13 protein-coding genes and 4 pseudogenes are annotated in these 15638 nt (G+C 67.6%); 11 read left to right on the top strand and 6 right to left on the bottom strand.

What is annotated here, in order from left to right; translation table 11 throughout:
- Positions 1 to 42 precede the first annotated feature (42 nt).
- A pseudogene (locus OG462_RS41870) lies at positions 43 to 411 on the bottom strand (IS5/IS1182 family transposase); the annotation flags it as partial.
- A 534-nt stretch (positions 412 to 945) separates the two neighbouring features.
- On the opposite strand from OG462_RS41870, the gene OG462_RS41865 reads away from it, so the two are divergent.
- The 5 genes from OG462_RS41865 (at position 946) to OG462_RS41845 (ending at position 7186) form a co-directional block, all read left to right on the top strand.
- Positions 946 to 1974 carry an ABC transporter permease gene (locus OG462_RS41865; protein ID WP_406054200.1) on the top strand — a complete coding sequence of 343 codons (1029 nt, stop codon included), beginning with the start codon at positions 946 to 948 and terminating at the stop codon, positions 1972 to 1974.
- Positions 1975 to 2082: 108 nt separating this feature from the next.
- Entirely contained in the window at positions 2083 to 3840 is a 1758-nt protein-coding gene (locus OG462_RS41860; protein WP_406054202.1) for an ABC transporter substrate-binding protein, read from the top strand.
- A gap of 114 nt (positions 3841 to 3954) precedes the next feature.
- The gene (locus OG462_RS41855) at positions 3955 to 4953 is read left to right on the top strand and encodes an ABC transporter permease (RefSeq protein WP_406054204.1); all 999 of its coding nucleotides are present in this window, start codon (positions 3955 to 3957) and stop codon (positions 4951 to 4953) included.
- Positions 4950 to 6053, top strand: coding sequence for an ABC transporter ATP-binding protein (locus tag OG462_RS41850; protein WP_406054206.1), 1104 nt, complete (start codon positions 4950 to 4952; stop codon positions 6051 to 6053). The genes OG462_RS41855 and OG462_RS41850 overlap by 4 nt, the downstream gene beginning before the upstream one ends.
- A gap of 8 nt (positions 6054 to 6061) precedes the next feature.
- On the top strand, positions 6062 to 7186 hold the full coding sequence (locus OG462_RS41845) for an ABC transporter ATP-binding protein (protein WP_406054208.1): 1125 nt from the start codon (positions 6062 to 6064) through the stop codon (positions 7184 to 7186).
- Positions 7187 to 7708: 522 nt separating this feature from the next.
- Here OG462_RS41845 and OG462_RS41840 read toward each other — a convergent pair.
- Positions 7709 to 8536: pseudogene (locus OG462_RS41840) on the bottom strand (LysR family transcriptional regulator).
- Between the two features lie 107 nt (positions 8537 to 8643).
- On the opposite strand from OG462_RS41840, the pseudogene OG462_RS41835 reads away from it, so the two are divergent.
- Positions 8644 to 8981, top strand: a pseudogene (locus OG462_RS41835) (cupin domain-containing protein); the annotation flags it as partial.
- 199 nt (positions 8982 to 9180) lie between these two features.
- Positions 9181 to 9771, top strand: coding sequence for a hypothetical protein (locus tag OG462_RS41830; protein ID WP_406054210.1), 591 nt, complete (start codon positions 9181 to 9183; stop codon positions 9769 to 9771).
- On the opposite strand, the gene OG462_RS41825 is transcribed toward OG462_RS41830, so the two are convergent.
- Positions 9768 to 10675 (bottom strand): IS5 family transposase gene (locus OG462_RS41825; protein WP_406066283.1). Its coding sequence is split into 2 segments (ribosomal slippage): positions 9768 to 10330 and positions 10330 to 10675, totalling 909 coding nucleotides; the frame shifts between segments, so codons are not numbered across the junction. The genes OG462_RS41830 and OG462_RS41825 overlap by 4 nt on opposite strands.
- Before the next feature lie 135 nt (positions 10676 to 10810).
- Between OG462_RS41825 and OG462_RS41820 the strand changes: the two genes are divergently transcribed.
- Entirely contained in the window at positions 10811 to 11098 is a 288-nt protein-coding gene (locus OG462_RS41820) for a transposase (RefSeq protein ID WP_406066903.1), read from the top strand.
- A complete protein-coding gene (locus OG462_RS41815) occupies positions 11095 to 11967 on the top strand; it encodes an IS3 family transposase (protein ID WP_406054212.1) in 873 nt (290 codons plus the stop codon). The genes OG462_RS41820 and OG462_RS41815 overlap by 4 nt, the downstream gene beginning before the upstream one ends.
- A 41-nt stretch (positions 11968 to 12008) precedes the next feature.
- Here OG462_RS41815 and OG462_RS41810 read toward each other — a convergent pair.
- Together OG462_RS41810 and OG462_RS41805 are read right to left on the bottom strand one after the other, a co-directional pair.
- A pseudogene (locus OG462_RS41810) lies at positions 12009 to 12815 on the bottom strand (transposase); the annotation flags it as partial.
- A gap of 54 nt (positions 12816 to 12869) precedes the next feature.
- Positions 12870 to 13253 (bottom strand): hypothetical protein, encoded by a 384-nt coding sequence (locus tag OG462_RS41805; RefSeq protein WP_406054214.1) that lies wholly within the window; start codon positions 13251 to 13253, stop codon positions 12870 to 12872.
- Between the two features lie 461 nt (positions 13254 to 13714).
- Here OG462_RS41805 and OG462_RS41800 point away from each other — a divergent pair, with 461 nt between their 5' ends.
- Positions 13715 to 14311: a hypothetical protein gene (locus tag OG462_RS41800; RefSeq protein ID WP_406054216.1), complete on the top strand. Its 597-nt coding sequence runs from the start codon at positions 13715 to 13717 to the stop codon at positions 14309 to 14311.
- Between the two features lie 242 nt (positions 14312 to 14553).
- Positions 14554 to 14820 carry a hypothetical protein gene (locus tag OG462_RS41795; RefSeq protein WP_406054218.1) on the top strand — a complete coding sequence of 89 codons (267 nt, stop codon included), beginning with the start codon at positions 14554 to 14556 and terminating at the stop codon, positions 14818 to 14820.
- A 310-nt stretch (positions 14821 to 15130) separates the two neighbouring features.
- Here the strand turns inward: OG462_RS41795 and OG462_RS41790 are convergent, their stop codons facing one another.
- Positions 15131 to 15592: a DoxX family protein gene (locus tag OG462_RS41790; RefSeq protein ID WP_406054221.1), complete on the bottom strand. Its 462-nt coding sequence runs from the start codon at positions 15590 to 15592 to the stop codon at positions 15131 to 15133.
- Positions 15593 to 15638: the final 46 nt, after the last annotated feature.

Genomic DNA, 15638 nt, shown 5'->3' with positions numbered 1-15638 from the left:
ATCACCACAGGCTGGACCATCCCACCCTCGCGCGATTGCCCCTCAACCGCTATCACGCACCAGCTCGTAACTGATCCTTTCAAAATGAGGTTCGGATCGTCTCAAGCAGATGCTGCTGCAGGCGAGTTGGAGCAGGCTGGGGTGGAAACCGGTGCGTATCTCGCAGGGGTCCGTAGTCGTTTGAACCGGTGAAGCCAGGCAAAGGTCCGCTCGACGGCCCAGCGGGTCTTACCCGGGCCGGAACCGTGAGCTGTGCCTCTGCGGGTGGTCTTCGGCGTGATGCCGCGGGCCCGCAGGAGGCGTCGGCTTGTCGTAGTCGCAGCCGCGGTCGGCGGACAGCCGGCCCGGTCGTTGCCTCGGCCGTCCGCGAGCCCCGCGGATGCGGGGTATCGCGTTCAGCAGGGGCAGAACTCAAGGAACATGCGGGCCTTAGCGGACCCGCCTGGCTGCACCAGATGCAAGAGCCCCGGACCTACCACGAGACACGCGCCGAATTCCACGTCACCAGTTCGTCATCTGCATGAGATGACTGCGGACTCAAATTCCGAAATGATCAATAAGGAAGCAGTTGAGCATCTACTACTCAGGATCCGCCACAGCCGGATGGGTAGGTTCGTTTCGTTTCGTTTCTACATCACTGAAAGGGGTGTGACATTGTGGCGTACGTACTCAAGGGCAGGATCAGGGCTGTGGTGGCGAGCACAGGCGTCGTCGGAATTGCTGCCGCAGCAGCCGTGCTATTTTCCGGATTACCGGCAGACGACTAGCCACTCTGGTCTACCGAGCAGGCTCAGGGGTGGCCCAGTCAGGGTGGTAGCGCCTTCACCCGAGTGCCCATACCTCAAATCCAGTTCGCAGCCTTCTGTACATACCCATGTTCCACCGAGCCGCTACCCGCGACGGGCAAGAGCCGGCTACCGGCGGCCGAGAGGGGTCCTCACCACGATGACGGCACCACTGCACGAGACGAGTGCAAGCGAGGCGACCGCCACCGTCGACGGCGCGCCCGACGCATCTGCCGTTCCGGACACCCGCGGCGCCGCCGCTAGGGCGATCGAGGGACGCTCGCCCTGGAAGATCGCCTGGACCCGTCTCAAGCGCGACAAGCTCGCCCTCGCGGGCGCCTTCGTCGTTGTCTTGCTCGTCCTGGTCGCGATCCTCGCCCCGGTCATCGTCGGCCTCCTGGGCCACCCGCCGGACGAGTTCCACGAGGACCAGATCGACCCGCTCTTCGGCATCCCGATCGGCTCCTGGGGCGGTACCAGCTCCAGCTTCCTTTTCGGCGTCGAACCCGTCAACGGCCGCGACGTCTTCAGCCGCATCGTCTACGGCGCCCGGATCTCCCTGCTCGTCGCTTTCCTGGCGGCGGTCTTCGCGGTCGTCGTCGGCACCGTCCTCGGCATCATCGCGGGCTACTTTGGCGGCTGGATCGACGCGGCCCTCAGCCGGGTCATGGACGTCATGCTCGCGTTCCCGCAGCTACTCTTCACGATCGCTCTGGTTTCGGTGCTGCCGAACCAGTTCCTCGGTCTCGACGGATCGGGCGTTCGCATCGCCGCTCTGGTGCTGGTGATCGGCTTCTTCGGCTGGCCGTACGTGGGCCGCATCGTCCGCGGCCAGACCCTCTCGCTGCGCAACCGCGAGTACGTCGAGGCCGCCCAGAGTCTCGGCGCCGGCCGCCTCTACATCCTGCGCCGCGAGCTGCTGCCCAATCTGATCGCCCCGATCACGGTCTACGCGACCCTCATGATTCCCACCAATATCCTCACCGAAGCGGCGCTCAGCTTCCTCGGCGCGGGTGTAAAGCCTCCCACCGCTTCCTGGGGACAGATGCTGTCGACGGCCATCACCACCTACGAGTCGGACCCCCTGTTCATGGTGATCCCCGGCCTCGCGATCTTCATCACCGTTCTGGCGTTCAACCTCTTCGGCGACGGCGTGCGGGACGCGCTCGACCCGAAGGGCTCGCGCTGACCGTTCGCCGACGACACGCAAGACCCGCCCCTGCCGCTGGCGACAGGAGGCCCATCCCAATCGGTGGTCCGCCCTGGCGGCTGCCACTACTCCGGAGGTTACTGGACCATGCTGAAGAGCTCTCAGCGCAGAATCGCCGCGGGCGCCCTGCTCGCCGCGGCCACCATGGTTGCCGCCACCGCCTGTGGCGGCGACGACAGCAGCGGCCAGGGCAAGGCGGGTGCGGCCGGCTTCAACGCCGCCGTGAACAAGGTCGCCGCCGCTTCCGACAAGAAGGGCGGCGAGCTGAAGTTCATCGGCTCGCAGGAGGCCGACTCGTGGGACCCGCAGCGCGGTTACTACGGCTTCGTGTGGGACTTCCAGCGCTACTACACGCGCCAGCTGGTCACCTTCAAGGCCGAGCCGGGAGCCGCCTCCACCGAGCTGGTCCCGGACCTCGCCACCGACGCAGGCAAGGTCTCGGCCGACGGCCTCACCTACACCTTCACGCTGAAGGACGGAATCGCCTGGGAGGACGGCAAGCCGATCACCTCCAAGGACATCAAGTACGGCATCGAGCGCATCTGGGCCCAGGACGTCATCTCGGGCGGCCCGATCTACCTGCCGCAGGTCCTCGACCCCAAGGGCGAGTACAAGGGCCCGTACAAGGACACCTCCCCGGACAAGCTCGGCCTGAAGGCAATCGAAACCCCGGACGACAAGACCATCGTCTTCAAGCTGCCGGTCGCCAACGGTGACTTCCTCCAGATGCTGGCCATGCCCGCGGCCTCTCCTGTCCGCCAGGACAAGGACACCAAGGCCAAGTACGGCCTGAACGTGTTCTCCTCCGGTCCGTACAAGTGGGAGTCGTACACGCCGAACAAGTCCATGAAGCTGGTCCGCAACGACAAGTGGGACCAGAAGACGGACAACATCCGGAAGGCACTCCCGGACACCATCAGCGTCACGTTCACCACGAACGCCGACGACATGGACAACCGTCTGGTCGAGGGCGAGTACGACCTCGACATCAACGCGACGGGCATCGGCGCCGCCGCCCGCCAGAAGGTGCTCCAGCAGCACAAGGACAACGTCGACAACCCGCAGACCGGCTTCATCCGCTACGCGGTCTTCCCGCAGACGGTCATCCCCAACATCGAGTGCCGTAAGGCCATCATCTACGCGGCCGACTCCAAGTCCCTCCAGACCGCCCGTGGCGGCCCGCAGGCCGGTGGCGACATTGCCTCCAACATGCTGCCGCCGGCGATCAAGGGTGCCGACCCGAAGGCCGACCCGTACGGCAAGCTCGCCGGCTCCGCCAACATCGCCAAGGCCAAGGAGGCCCTGGCGAAATGCGGCAAGCCGAACGGCTTCAAGACCACGATCGCGGTCCGCAACAACAAGAAGATCGAGATCGCGACCGCCGAGTCCCTCCAGCAGTCGCTGAAGGCCGCCGGCATCGACGCCCAGATCGACCAGTTCGACGGTGCCCAGACCTCGGGCATCATCGGTTCGCCTAAGGTCGTCAAGGAGAAGGGCTACGGCATCATCGTCATGGGCTGGGGCGCCGACTTCCCGACCGGGCAGGGTTTCCTCCAGCCGCTCGTCGACGGCCGCTTCATCCTGCAGAGCGGTAACAACAACTTCTCCGAGCTGAACGACCCGGCCGTCAACGGCCTGTTCGACCAGGCGCTGAAGGAGACCGACCCCGACAAGGCCGGCGAGCTCTACAAGCAGATCAACACGAAGGTCTCGGAGGCCGCGGTCTATATGCCCTTCACTCACGAGAAGAACATCATCTGGCGCAGCTCCCGGCTGACCAACGTCTACACCGCGGACGCCTACAACGGCCGCTACGACTACGCGTCGCTCGGCGTCGTCAAATAATCCGACCCGCTCCACCGGCGCACCCACCCGCCGCCAGGTCCGAAGGGCAGGTGATGGCCGAGGTCGGCGGCCGGGATCCCTGATCGGGGACCCGGCCGCCGACCGGCCGAACGCATGCTTGCATACATAGTCCGAAGGCTCTTCTCAGTCGTCGTGATGCTGCTCGTCGTCACCCTGGTGACGCTCAGCATCTTCTTCCTCATCCCCAAGATGACCGGCAGCGACCCTGCCGCGATGTTCGTCGGCAAGCAGGCGGATCCGGCTTCCATCGAGGCCATCCGGCAGAAGCTGGGCCTGGACGAGCCGATCCTGGTGCAGTTCTGGCACTTCATCTCCGGCCTCTTCGTCGGCCGGGACTACACCGGCGGCGGTGACACCATCCACTGTGCCGCGCCCTGCTTCGGCTACTCGTTCCGCACCGAGCAGGATGTCTGGACGATGCTCGTCGACGCCTTCCCGGTCACCCTCTCCATGGTCGTCGGTGCCGCCGTGCTGTGGCTGGTGCTCGGCGTCTCCACGGGTGCGGTCTCCGCGCTCAAGCGGGGCACGGCCATCGACCGCGCGGCGATGATCACCGCGCTGGCCGGCGTCTCGCTCCCCATCTTCTTCACCGCCATGCTGGCGATGCTCGTCTTCCGTACCCAGCTCCATTGGGTCGACGCCTCGTACGTGCCGATCACCGAGTCCTTCGGCGGCTGGTTCGGCGGCCTGCTCCTGCCCTGGGTCACCCTCGCCTTCCTGTACGCGGCGATGTACGCACGGCTCACCCGCGCCACCATGCTGGAGGTCCTGGGCGAGGATTACATCCGCACCGCCCGGGCCAAGGGCCTGCCGGAGGCCGTCGTGCTCGGCAAGCACGCCATGCGCTCCACCATGACCCCCATCCTGACCATCTTCGGCATGGACCTCGGCGCCCTCATCGGCGGCGCGATCCTGACCGAGACCGCGTTCAGCCTCCACGGCCTCGGCGGTCTCGCCATCAAGGGCGTGAGCGAGCGTGACCTGCCGCTGATCCTGGCCGTCACCCTCATCACCGCCGCCTGCGTGGTCATCGCGAACCTCGTGGTGGACCTTCTGTACGCAGTGATCGACCCCCGAGTGAGGCTCGCATGACGGACAAGCTGACGAAGACCGGCGCGGCGGTGGGAGAACCCGTCGCCACCGGGTCCGCTCCCTCCGGCGCCTTCCTCGACGTGCGCGACCTGAAGATCCACTTCCCGACCGACGACGGTCTGGTCAAGTCGGTCGACGGTCTCAGCTTCCAGCTGGAGAAGGGCAAGACCCTCGGCATCGTGGGCGAGTCCGGATCCGGCAAATCGGTCACCTCGCTCGGCATCATGGGCCTGCACACCGTCGGCCAGTACGGCCGGCAGAAGGCCCGCATCTCCGGCGAAATCTGGCTCAACGGACGCGAGCTCCTCTCGGCCGACCCGGACGAGGTCCGCCGGATGCGCGGCCGCGAGATGGCGATGATCTTCCAGGACCCGCTGTCCGCGATGCACCCGTACTACACGATCGGCCACCAGATCGTGGAGGCGTACCGCGTCCACAACAAGGTGGCCAAGAAGACGGCGCGGCGGCGGGCCGTGGAACTCCTCGACCGGGTCGGCATCCCCGAGCCCGCCAAGCGGTTCGACAATTACCCGCACGAGTTCTCCGGCGGCATGCGCCAGCGAGCGATGATCGCCATGGCGCTCGTCAACAACCCCGAACTGCTCATCGCCGACGAGCCGACCACCGCGCTCGACGTGACCGTGCAGGCCCAGATCCTGGACCTGATGCGGGACCTCCAGAAGGAGTTCGGCTCCTCGGTCGTCATCATCACCCACGACCTCGGCGTCGTCGCCGAGCTCGCCGACGACATCCTCGTCATGTATGGCGGGCGCTGCGTCGAACGCGGCCCGGCCGAGTCCGTCTTCTACGAGCCGCAGCACCCCTACACCTGGGGCCTGCTCGGCTCGATGCCGAGGATCGACCGCGACCAGACCGAGCGGCTCATCCCGGTCAAGGGCAACCCGCCCAGCCTCATCAATATCCCGAGCGGCTGCGCCTTCAACCCCCGCTGCCCGCACGCGGACGTCCCCAAGGGCGGCGTCACACGCACCCAGCGGCCGGAGCTGGCACTGGCCGGGGAGCGCCACTACTCGGCCTGCCACATGCCGCAGGAGGAGCGGACCCGCATCTGGACCGAAGAGATTGCGCCGAAACTGTGAGCGACAACATGGAATCTCTGCTCAAGGTCACCGGCCTGAAGAAGCACTTCCCCATCAAGAAGGGGCTTCTCCAGCGCCAGACCGCCGCGGTCAGGGCGGTCGACGGGCTCGACTTCGAGGTCCTGCCCGGGGAGACCCTCGGCGTCGTCGGCGAGTCCGGCTGCGGCAAGTCCACGATGGGCCGGCTCCTCACCCGCCTCCTGGAACCGACCGCCGGCACGGTCGAGTTCCAGGGCAAGGACATCTCCCACCTCGGAGTGGCGGGCATGCGCCCGTTCCGCCGGGACATTCAGATGATCTTCCAAGACCCATACGGCTCGCTGAACCCGCGCCACACGGTCGGCACGATCGTCTCGGCGCCCTTCAAGCTCCAGGGCGTCGAGCCCGAGGGCGGCGTCAAGAAGGAGGTCCAGCACCTTCTCGGCCTGGTGGGCCTCAACCCCGAGCACTACAACCGGTACCCGCACGAATTCTCCGGCGGTCAGCGCCAGCGCATCGGCATCGCCCGCGCGCTGGCCCTCAGGCCGAAGCTGGTCGTCGCCGACGAGCCCGTCTCCGCCCTGGACGTCTCCATCCAGGCGCAGGTGGTCAACCTCCTGGACGACCTCCAGCGGGAGCTCGGCCTCACGTACGTGATCATCGCGCACGACCTCTCGGTCATCCGGCACGTCTCGGACCGCATCGCCGTCATGTACCTCGGCAAGATCGTCGAGCTCGCGGACCGCAAGTCACTGTACGAGAACCCGATGCACCCGTACACCCGGGCCCTGATGTCTGCCGTCCCCATCCCGGACCCTCGCCGCCGCGGCGCCAAGAGCGACCGCATCCTCCTCACCGGCGACGTCCCCTCCCCGATCGCCCCGCCCCCGGGCTGCCGCTTCCACACCCGCTGCTGGAAGGCCACCGACCTCTGCCGCACCCAGGAGCCCCCGCTCCTCGAACTCCGCCCGGGCCAGCGCGTCGCCTGCCACCACCCGGAAAACGCGGATTCCCTCACGCTCCCGACCGCGAGGGAATCGCTGGAGGTATCGAAGGGCACAGCGAAGCTGGCTGCGGAGTTGATGTCCGAGGCGTCGAAGCCGGAAGCCGTGGAGGATGTGGCGATCCGGGACGACACCGCAGGCGAGGAGTAGGACGGGCAGCGGCGGTCGCATCGCGGCCACGGCACGAGGCTTCCGTGAAAGGCGCGGAAGCCAGCACAACGTACTTCACGGAGCGCCCTGAGCCAGAGGCACACGCCATCACGAAGCACATCCCTTACGGGCTGGCGTGATTGTGGTTGAGGGGTGATCTCTGGCGCGTGGGATGATCCGGCTGCGGCGATCATGGTCAACCGGGACGTTCTCGCGCATCAGGTGTTCACGGGGACCTCCTGGAAGTATCTGGGCCGTCTGGTTGAGGAGTTGGCCGGGCCGCGGGAGGCAGCTCACGCGCATACCCTGACGGCCCAGACCACGGCCTGCCAAAACTGCTGACAGCAGCACCGGTTTTCCTGGTCCGTTCCTACTCGGACGCCAGCCGCGACAAGCGGCCGGCGCCGTCGTCGTCAGCCCTCCACGGAAAGTGAGCCAGAACCCTACTTCGGGAGGCAGTCCCCGACGGCTGTCGTGTTCGAATTGTCCACGAGCTGCGCGGCAGCACCTTTTGCCAGATATTCAGTGGCGGTGGCGGTACGCGGCTGTCTCCATCTCGATGAACGATCGAATCAACGGGTTGGTGTCACCCTCGTTCCACACCGCTGCCACTCGGCTTGGCGGCGTGTCGATCAGCGGCACCACGGCCAGCCCTGTGGGCAGGTCGTGCCCGAGCGGGGCCAGGCCGACCGTGCCGTTCCACAGCACGGCCTGGAGTTCCTGGACGACGCGCACCACTGGGGCCCTCGCGTGGCTCGCCGCCGTTCCAGTACGACTGCCAGATCGGGCCGGCTCCCTTCGGGTACTGGAACCAGCGGCGGTCGCCCAGGCCGGCCAGCTGCGGCTGGCCGCGGCAGGCCAGAGGATCGTCGGCGCGCAGGACCACGCCCACCGGATCGGTACGCAGCTCACGCACCGTCAGCACGGTCTCGTCGAACGGCGCCCGAGTCAGAGCAACGTCGACCAATCCGGCGCGCAGCCCGCAGGTCGGGTCGGTCAGACCGGTGTCACGGATGCGGATGTCGACGCCGGGTGGCTTCGACGGTAAGCGGCGGCCAGCCTGGTCGCTCCCGGGTCGGTGCTGTCGCCCAGGATGCCGGCGGTGATGGTCGCGACACCGGCCGCCGCGCTCACGCGTACGCGGAGGCGGTCGGCCTGGTCGAGCAGGGCCCGCGCCTCATCGAGCAGCACTGCGCCCACCGGGGTGAGCGTGACGCCGACAGGCGAGCGGGCGAACAGCTGAGCCCCGACCTCGGTCTCCAGCTGCTTGATCGCCCGGCTCAGCTGCGGCAGGTTCATGTGCAGTCGCGTGGCGGCCCGGCCGAAGTGAAGTTCCTCAGCGACCGCCACGCATTAGCGCAGGGCACGTAGCTCCACACTGCGTCGATACCCAAGCGGTATCGACATTGCGGAATGGGCCTTGGCCAGTCGCAGGGCCCTGGCGGTGCACTCGCAGCATGACCGAAGAACGAAGACCAGCGAACCGCAGGCCGACCCCGCCGTATCGGTGGTCGGTCCCGGCGACGGCGAAACGATCGTCCTGGGCACCACGCGCGTGCGCGTCCTTGAAGACGGCAGCCATACCCGGCACCGCCTGGAAACCGCCGAGTCCCTCCTCGCGCCGCACATCCCCGGGCTGCCGCAGCACCGACACGCCCAGCACGACGAGGGCTTCTACATCGTGTCCGGCACGGTGCGGTTCACCGTCGGGGACAAGGACTACGACGCCACCACGGCCACGCTCGTGATGGTCCCGCCCGGCACCCCACACACCTTCGCCAACATCACCGACCGGGTGCCGCCAAGACACCCACTCACACGAGCCGTGGGTCCTTGAGCTGAGTCGGGGTCGCCCCCCCCCAGGCCTCCCGCTGGCACAGGGAACATTGGCAGCCGGAGGGGCCTGGCTGCCGATGGTGGTACACGGGGCGGGGTTGCTGGCTAGCCTGGGTTCCGGCGCCCGCCGTGGGCAGCCGCGCGGCGAGAGGAAGCCCATGACCGAGCAGGCCACCCGGCCCCGTGCCCAGGCGGACCCCAGCATCCTGACCCTGGAATTCCGGCATGCGCACCAGCTCATCGATCCAGCTGCGGAGGGCGTTCAGACCTGGCAGGTGTGCCTGCTCGCCAGCGGGGAGACAGTGGCCCAAGCGCGTGCGACGCGCGGCCAGCTCTGGAAGGCCCATAACCTCGGCAAACGCCTGGCCGACGAGCAGTCCTTCGCCGCGGTGGCGGCTGAGCAGCTCTTCGACGAGGACGGCGAGTTGAGTCCGGAGTACGAGAACTTCGTCGATCTGCCGGGCAATGTCCTGGTGATCGACGGCCTCCGCATCGATCCGCCGTGGGACAGTCCCTGGATCGTCGCCGGGTTGGTCTCCAGCATCATCGACCGGCTGACCGACAACCAGTATGCCGCGGTCCTTCCTCGTGTCTCCGGCGAAGCGGGGGATGCCCTCCTTGCGGAGGCGGGTGAGCTGCTAAGCGCCGAACCGTTCTCCGGCAACCTACTGATCATCGACACGTCGCTCGCCTTCCCAAAAAGGGCCGCACAGCGTGTGCTCGAGCACCTGCGTTCCCTCGCTCGCTAGGCTCTGTCTGACAAACGATCTTGGGTGGGTTCGCGGAGCCAGAGGATGAGCGAGGCGAGGTGGACTCCGGCCTTGTAGCGGGCGGCCAGTTTGTCGAAGCGGGTGGCGATCGCACGGAACTGTTTGAGGCGGTTGAAGCAGCGTTCGACCACGTTGCGTGCCTTGTAGAGCTCGCGGTCGAAGACCGGCGGCCTGCCGCCGGTCTGCCCGCGCCGCACACGGTTGGCCTTCTGATCCGACCGCTCAGGGATCACCGCTCGGATGCCCCTGCGCCGCAGGGTCTGACGGATCGCCCGGGAGGAGTACGCCTTGTCCGCGATGACCACGTCGGGCCTGCGGCGGGGCCGCCCGGCACCGGTCCGGGGCACCCTCAACTCGTCCATGACCGTGTCGAAGACGGTGGAGTCGTTGACGTTGCCCGGCGTGACGACAACGGCCAGGGGCAGGCCCCTGCCGTCGCAGGCGAGATGGACCTTGGTGGTCAGCCCGCCGCGGGACCGACCGAGCGCCTGGCCAGCCGACGGACGTGCCGGATCTTCCAGTTCGTCCCCCGCCGCCGCCCCTTTTTGCGGGCGCCGGCGGCGTGCTGGTGAGCTCGGTTGATCGTGGAGTCGACCGACACGGTCCACTCCACGGCTCCGACGGAGTCGTCCCGGACCTGGGCCTGTTCGAGCAGACGGGCCCAGGTTCCGTCCGCCTCCCAGCGAGCGAACCGCTCATAGGCCGTCTGCCACGGCCCATAGCGTTCCGGCAGGTCACGCCACGGCGCACCGGTCCGCAACCGCCACAACACCCCGTTGATCACCTGCCGATGATCTCGCCACGGCCGACCTCGCCCATCAACACCCGGCAGCAGAGGCGCTATCCGCTCCCATGCCGCATCCGTCAGCTCACCACGACCCACCACAAGATCAATTATCAGACAGGTCCTAGGGCCTGCGTGACGTCGTGATCATTCGGCGGTCTTGATCAGATCGCCGATCCAGATCATTGCGCCGCGGAGGTGGAAGCCGGCGAGGTAGCTTTCGGGCGACTTGTCATAGCGGGTGGCGATGCCTCGCCCACGCCGGAGTTCAAGGACGAGATCGTCGAGCTGGGCCGGCGGGGTGACCGCTCGGTCGGTCAGGTCGCCAAGGACTTCGACCTGACCGAGACCGCGGTCCGCGACTGGGTCCGCCAGGCCCAGGTCGACGCCGGTGAACGTGACGGCCTGACCAGCAGCGAACGCGAGGAACTGGCGGCTCTGCGGCGGGAGAACCGCCGCTTGCGCGAGGACGTCGACATCCTCAAGCGTGCGACGGCTTTCTTCGCGACGGAGACCCGGTGAACGTGGACCCGTTCACCGAGGCGGAGAAAACCGCAGGTCACACCGTCAAACGGACGTGTGAACTCCTCAAGGTCTCCCGGACCGCCTACTACGCCCGCCGCAACGGCACCCCCGGCCCCCGTTCGGTGAGAGACGCCGAGCTGACCGAACAGATCACAGCCGTCCACCAGCAGTCCCGCGGCACCTATGGCGCCCCGCGCGTCCACGCTGTCCTCCAGCGTGAAGGAGCCGGCTGCGGGCGGCGCCGGGTCGCCCGTCTGATGCGACAGGCCGGCCTGACCGGCCGGCACCGCAGGCGCCGCCACCGCACCACCGTTCCCGACCCGCACGCGGTGACCCGGCCTGACCTGGTGCTTCGCGACTTCCAGCCCGACCCCGCCGCGATCGACACCCGCTGGTGCGGGGACATCACCTACCTCGCCACCGACGAGGGCTGGCTCTACCTCGCCACCGTCATCGACATCGCCTCCCGCCGCGTCGTCGGCTGGGCCACCGCCGACCACCTGCGGACCGAACTCGTCGCCGACGCCCTCACGGCCGCCTGCCGAACCCGCCGCCCGGCCAGCCCGGTGATCTTCCATTCCGACCGCGGCTGCCAATACACCAGCAGTGAACTCGCCACCCTGGCAACAGATTTCGGCATCAGGCTGTCAGTCGGACGCACTGGCCAATGCTGGGACAACGCCCTCGCCGAATCGTTCTTCTCCACCCTCAAGAACGAGCTCGGCGACAGCCGGCCATGGCCCAGCCGGGCCGCAGCCCACACCGCGATATTCGAGTGGACCGAGAGCTGGTACAACTTGCACCGGCTCCACAGCAGCCTCGGCTACCGCAGCCCCGCCGAATACGAGACCGCCCTCGCAGCCTGACCAACACACCAAACGTGTCCGTCAAAGCGGAACAAGCCCACGTGGCTGAAGGGCCGGCCGCCTCGTGTGCCCCTCTTCTTGCGGTTGGCGCCCGCTTTCCCGGGATGCCGGCCGGCCTTGATGCCCCGCGTCTGCGCAGGTAAAAGTGGTTACCGCGAGACGAGTAGGCTTTATCGGCGGCGACAGCGCCGGACCTGGTGCGGGGACGGCCGGCAGGCAGACGGACCTTCACCCTGGAGAGCACGGGATGAACTGCGGACTGTCCGCGGCCTGCCCGGCAGTCAGGAGCAGCGCAAGCGGACGGCATCTGCGGTCCGCGGCGAGATGAATCTTGCTGGTGAGGCCGCCCCGGGACCGGCCGAGCAGGGCTTGCTTCAGGCGGAGCTTGCGCCGGCGCCGGACACGCCGGCGCTCGTCCTGTCCGTTCTGTTCCTCCGTGCCACCCCTTTTTGCCGGGCTGTCTCCTGCTCCTGCGCGGCTTCCTCCAGGGCCGACATGAGGTGCTTGCTGACGCGGAGCCCCGCGGCGTCGTGGTGGGCGCGGACCGTAGTGGAGTCCACGCTGACCAGGGACAAGTCTGTCTGCTCCGCGCGGGCTGCCTGAGCGATCAGACCCTCCAGCAGGGCGGTGAACACACCGGCGTCCCGCCAGACGCGGAAACGTCCGTAGACGGTGGCCCATGGACCGAACTCGGCAGGCATCTCCCGCCACTGACCGCTGGAGCGGAACCGCCAGACCACCCCCTCGAACTGTTCCCGCAAACGCTCCGGATACGGGCCGTACCTGCCGATCGGCAGATACGGCTCGATGAACTTCCACTGAGCATGGGTGAGTTGCCTACGCGTCACGCCCACAGTCCTACCGGGTTCCACCCCACGAAGAGCACAGAACCCGGCAACTGATCACGACATCACACAGGCCCTAAGCGGCTCGCCCAGCTTCACCGTCGCTTCGACCCGCTGCGTCCCGGTGCAGCCGGAGGCCCGGTCCAGGGAACGGGTCTCGTACGTGACCCTCACGTGTACCGTGCCGCGTTCGACAGTGTCGAGTTCACCGCGCAGGTTGCGCACGCAGTCGCGTGCGCCGTCGGGGACTTCGGCGTCGACTATTAGAGACCGGCCTCCGTCGGTTGTGCGGACACCGCCGTTGCGGATCGGAGCGGCGAGTGTCCAGGCTGTGCCCGCGCCTGTCGCCTCCTCCACGGTCTCGACGGTCTTGGAACCACAGCCGGCGAGGATCACCAGGGCCGCGCCGAACACGACCATCCGTATGCCCCGCTGCCACATGCCATGCCCCCCATTCGCCCAAGATCGGCAGCCTAGCGTGCCCGCGGGTGCGTTGAAGTGGCCGTTGGCGGACATGGGCGTGTTGTTGGTGGTGTCGTCAGCCGTGCGGACCCGCCGGCTGCGGCTGTGGCCGGGGCACTACGACCACCTGCGCCGGTAGCTCCGTCGGCGGGGCATCCGTCACCGCATTACCCGCAAGCGGGGGTCGAGTCTTCACTGCGGCTGGGCCGCCGCCGGCGGGTGGTCGAAAGGACAGTGCCCTGGCTGGCTGCCGACGTCTGCATTCCCGTCATGAACGCAAGGCGGCCGAGCACTTCCCGGCCTTCGTCGGCATAGCCCCGACCCTCATGGGTACCGTCGCCTGATTCGGTGAGCCAGTGGGTCGGGAGCATCAGTCGGGCCGGCGCTGGTGGTGTCAGTGACAGCTCGTAGGGTGCGCTGGTATTCGACGAGGAGGTTCCGTGGGGTTTTCCGGTCATCTGGTCTTTGCGCGCAGCAAGCGCCCGCTGCTGGAAGCGCCCCTGTTTGGCAGTACGGGTCCAGGGCTGAGGGACGACGTGCATGAGTGGCGGCCGCGACCGGGCGGCTGGCAGACCCTGCAGTTGGAGCAAGGCGTCTGGGAGGACGGGTACCTGTTCGCCTTGGTCGAATGGACTGGTGTGCCGGCCTGCGTCGCCGATGTCTCCGACAGCAGTATCGCCCTCGTGACCGGCCTGGACACAGACGGGCACCGCTGGCAGGCATGGCTCAACCTGGACAACGCCGCGGCTCTCCTCGTCGAGGAACCCGAGGGCGTGGATGACGTGAGCCTGTGGGTGGACACCCTGGAGTTCGAAGAAGCCATCGGGCATAAGCGTGCGGAGCTCGATGCGGAGGTGCCGGCCGGCGCCGAAGGCGCTCTCCTGTGGGCTTCGGCAGCTGGTGTCCAGAGCGCGACGCTGCCGTCTCGGATCGAGGAACTGCTGCGTGCACGGGAGACGTTCGTGGAGGAGCTGTTCGACGGGCTGCTGGACGAACTGGGCTTCCCTGAGGCTGCCCGCTCCGCGCCGCAGCCATAAGAAGCGATCTCTATGACCGTGTTTGAGATCTTCGTGGATCGTGGGTCGGGAGGTGTTCTGGCCTCTGCTGGTGAGCGATGCGCGCGTCGCCTTCGTGGGCGACTTCGGAGAGCTTGAGCAGGGCAGCCCAGATGGGCTGTCGCTGCGGTCCGCGGTCAGGGCCGAGGAGCCCGCTCACGGTCGTGAGCTGGTCAAGTATCTGCAGAACGGTGCGCTGCTGGCTGCGACGAGCACGCTCGTACGTGACGTTCTCGCCCCTCGACAACCCTGTGATGGGCGGGCTGCACCTGCTGACGGACGGGCACTGGCTGTGGTACTCGGACCTGGCGCACTGCGTCGAGCGCTGCCATCTGGCGCTCGTTGCGCAGTTCATCGCTCATGCGCAGGCCAACGGCTGGGCGGTCCCGCAGCTCGGTGACGCGGAGCTGCTTGCGCTGGAGGCGGTCCTTCTCGGTGACGGTACGGACTGGGTCGGTCACCTGCGAGCCGGTCGTGTGTCCCGCCGCTGAGACTCGCGCGAGCAGCCGGGGACCCGGCCGTGTAGCGCGACCTGTGTGCTCGAGCTGCCGCACCCAGGATCCCGGTCTTTGCCCGACAGATCACGGTTTTCGAGTTGGCCGGACTGGCTTCGTAGTCGCGGGCCGGACGACGGTGGGCGGTGAAGCCACGAGAGGGTTCGCTCCACAGTCCTCCTCTTGGGATGGACCTGGATTTCCCGCTGGTTGGGGTCCCTTCGGGCCGCGCGGAAGGCAGTTCGCCGGCGGCTGGCGGTGCCGGGTCAAGCGGCAGGGTGTCGGGGTGGCCGCGTGGTGGTGCGGGTCAGGGATTGCCTGTGAGGTGCCGCGCCCTTGCCGTTTCGTGGGGTGGGCGTGGTGTTCGGGGTGTTGGCGCGGTGGGAGCCCGCAGGAGGTCGCGCCAGTCGGCTGGCCAGTTGGCCAGCGCGAGGATGCCCATGATGAGGAGGTGGGTCGGTGCGGCCCAGCTCTCCATGGCCGGGTCGTGGTTGACGATGTGGGTGGTGACGGCACCGGTGAGGACGAACATCAGTGTCGTGGCGCCCAGGAAGCGTGTTCGCTTGTCGGGGATCACGAGCAGGACGGCGGCGATACCTTCCAGGGCGCCGACCACGAAGCGCATCCAGGGCGGGTAGCCCCAGTCTGCGAACTTCGTGGAGTACGCCGAGCTGAATATCGTGTCGCCCGGCCAGAACTTGGTGACGGCGCCCAGGGCGAACTCGAAGGCCATGAACCAGTACAGACCGGTCATCAGTCGCTTCGGCATGTTTTCCTTTCAAGGGGAAGTGGGCAGGGTCGGGCTGACGCGCGGC

The organism is Streptomyces sp. NBC_01077 (genome assembly GCF_045162855.1).
Lineage (GTDB): Bacteria > Actinomycetota > Actinomycetes > Streptomycetales > Streptomycetaceae > Streptomyces.
The sequence above is the reverse complement of the archived record's forward strand: the minus strand, read 5'-3'. Positions and strand labels throughout refer to the sequence as shown.

What these genes read in the sequence shown, in the direction of transcription:
- OG462_RS41865 (WP_406054200.1), top strand. Translation starts at nt 946, where the DNA reads ATGACGGCACCACTGCACGAGACGAGTGCAAGCGAGGCGACCGCCACC.
- OG462_RS41860 (WP_406054202.1), top strand. Translation starts at nt 2,083, where the DNA reads ATGCTGAAGAGCTCTCAGCGCAGAATCGCCGCGGGCGCCCTGCTCGCC.
- OG462_RS41855 (WP_406054204.1), top strand. Translation starts at nt 3,955, where the DNA reads ATGCTTGCATACATAGTCCGAAGGCTCTTCTCAGTCGTCGTGATGCTG.
- OG462_RS41850 (WP_406054206.1), top strand. Translation starts at nt 4,950, where the DNA reads ATGACGGACAAGCTGACGAAGACCGGCGCGGCGGTGGGAGAACCCGTC.
- OG462_RS41845 (WP_406054208.1), top strand. Translation starts at nt 6,062, where the DNA reads ATGGAATCTCTGCTCAAGGTCACCGGCCTGAAGAAGCACTTCCCCATC.
- OG462_RS41830 (WP_406054210.1), top strand. Translation starts at nt 9,181, where the DNA reads ATGACCGAGCAGGCCACCCGGCCCCGTGCCCAGGCGGACCCCAGCATC.
- OG462_RS41805 (WP_406054214.1), bottom strand. Translation starts at nt 13,253, where the DNA reads ATGTGGCAGCGGGGCATACGGATGGTCGTGTTCGGCGCGGCCCTGGTG.
- OG462_RS41790 (WP_406054221.1), bottom strand. Translation starts at nt 15,592, where the DNA reads ATGCCGAAGCGACTGATGACCGGTCTGTACTGGTTCATGGCCTTCGAG.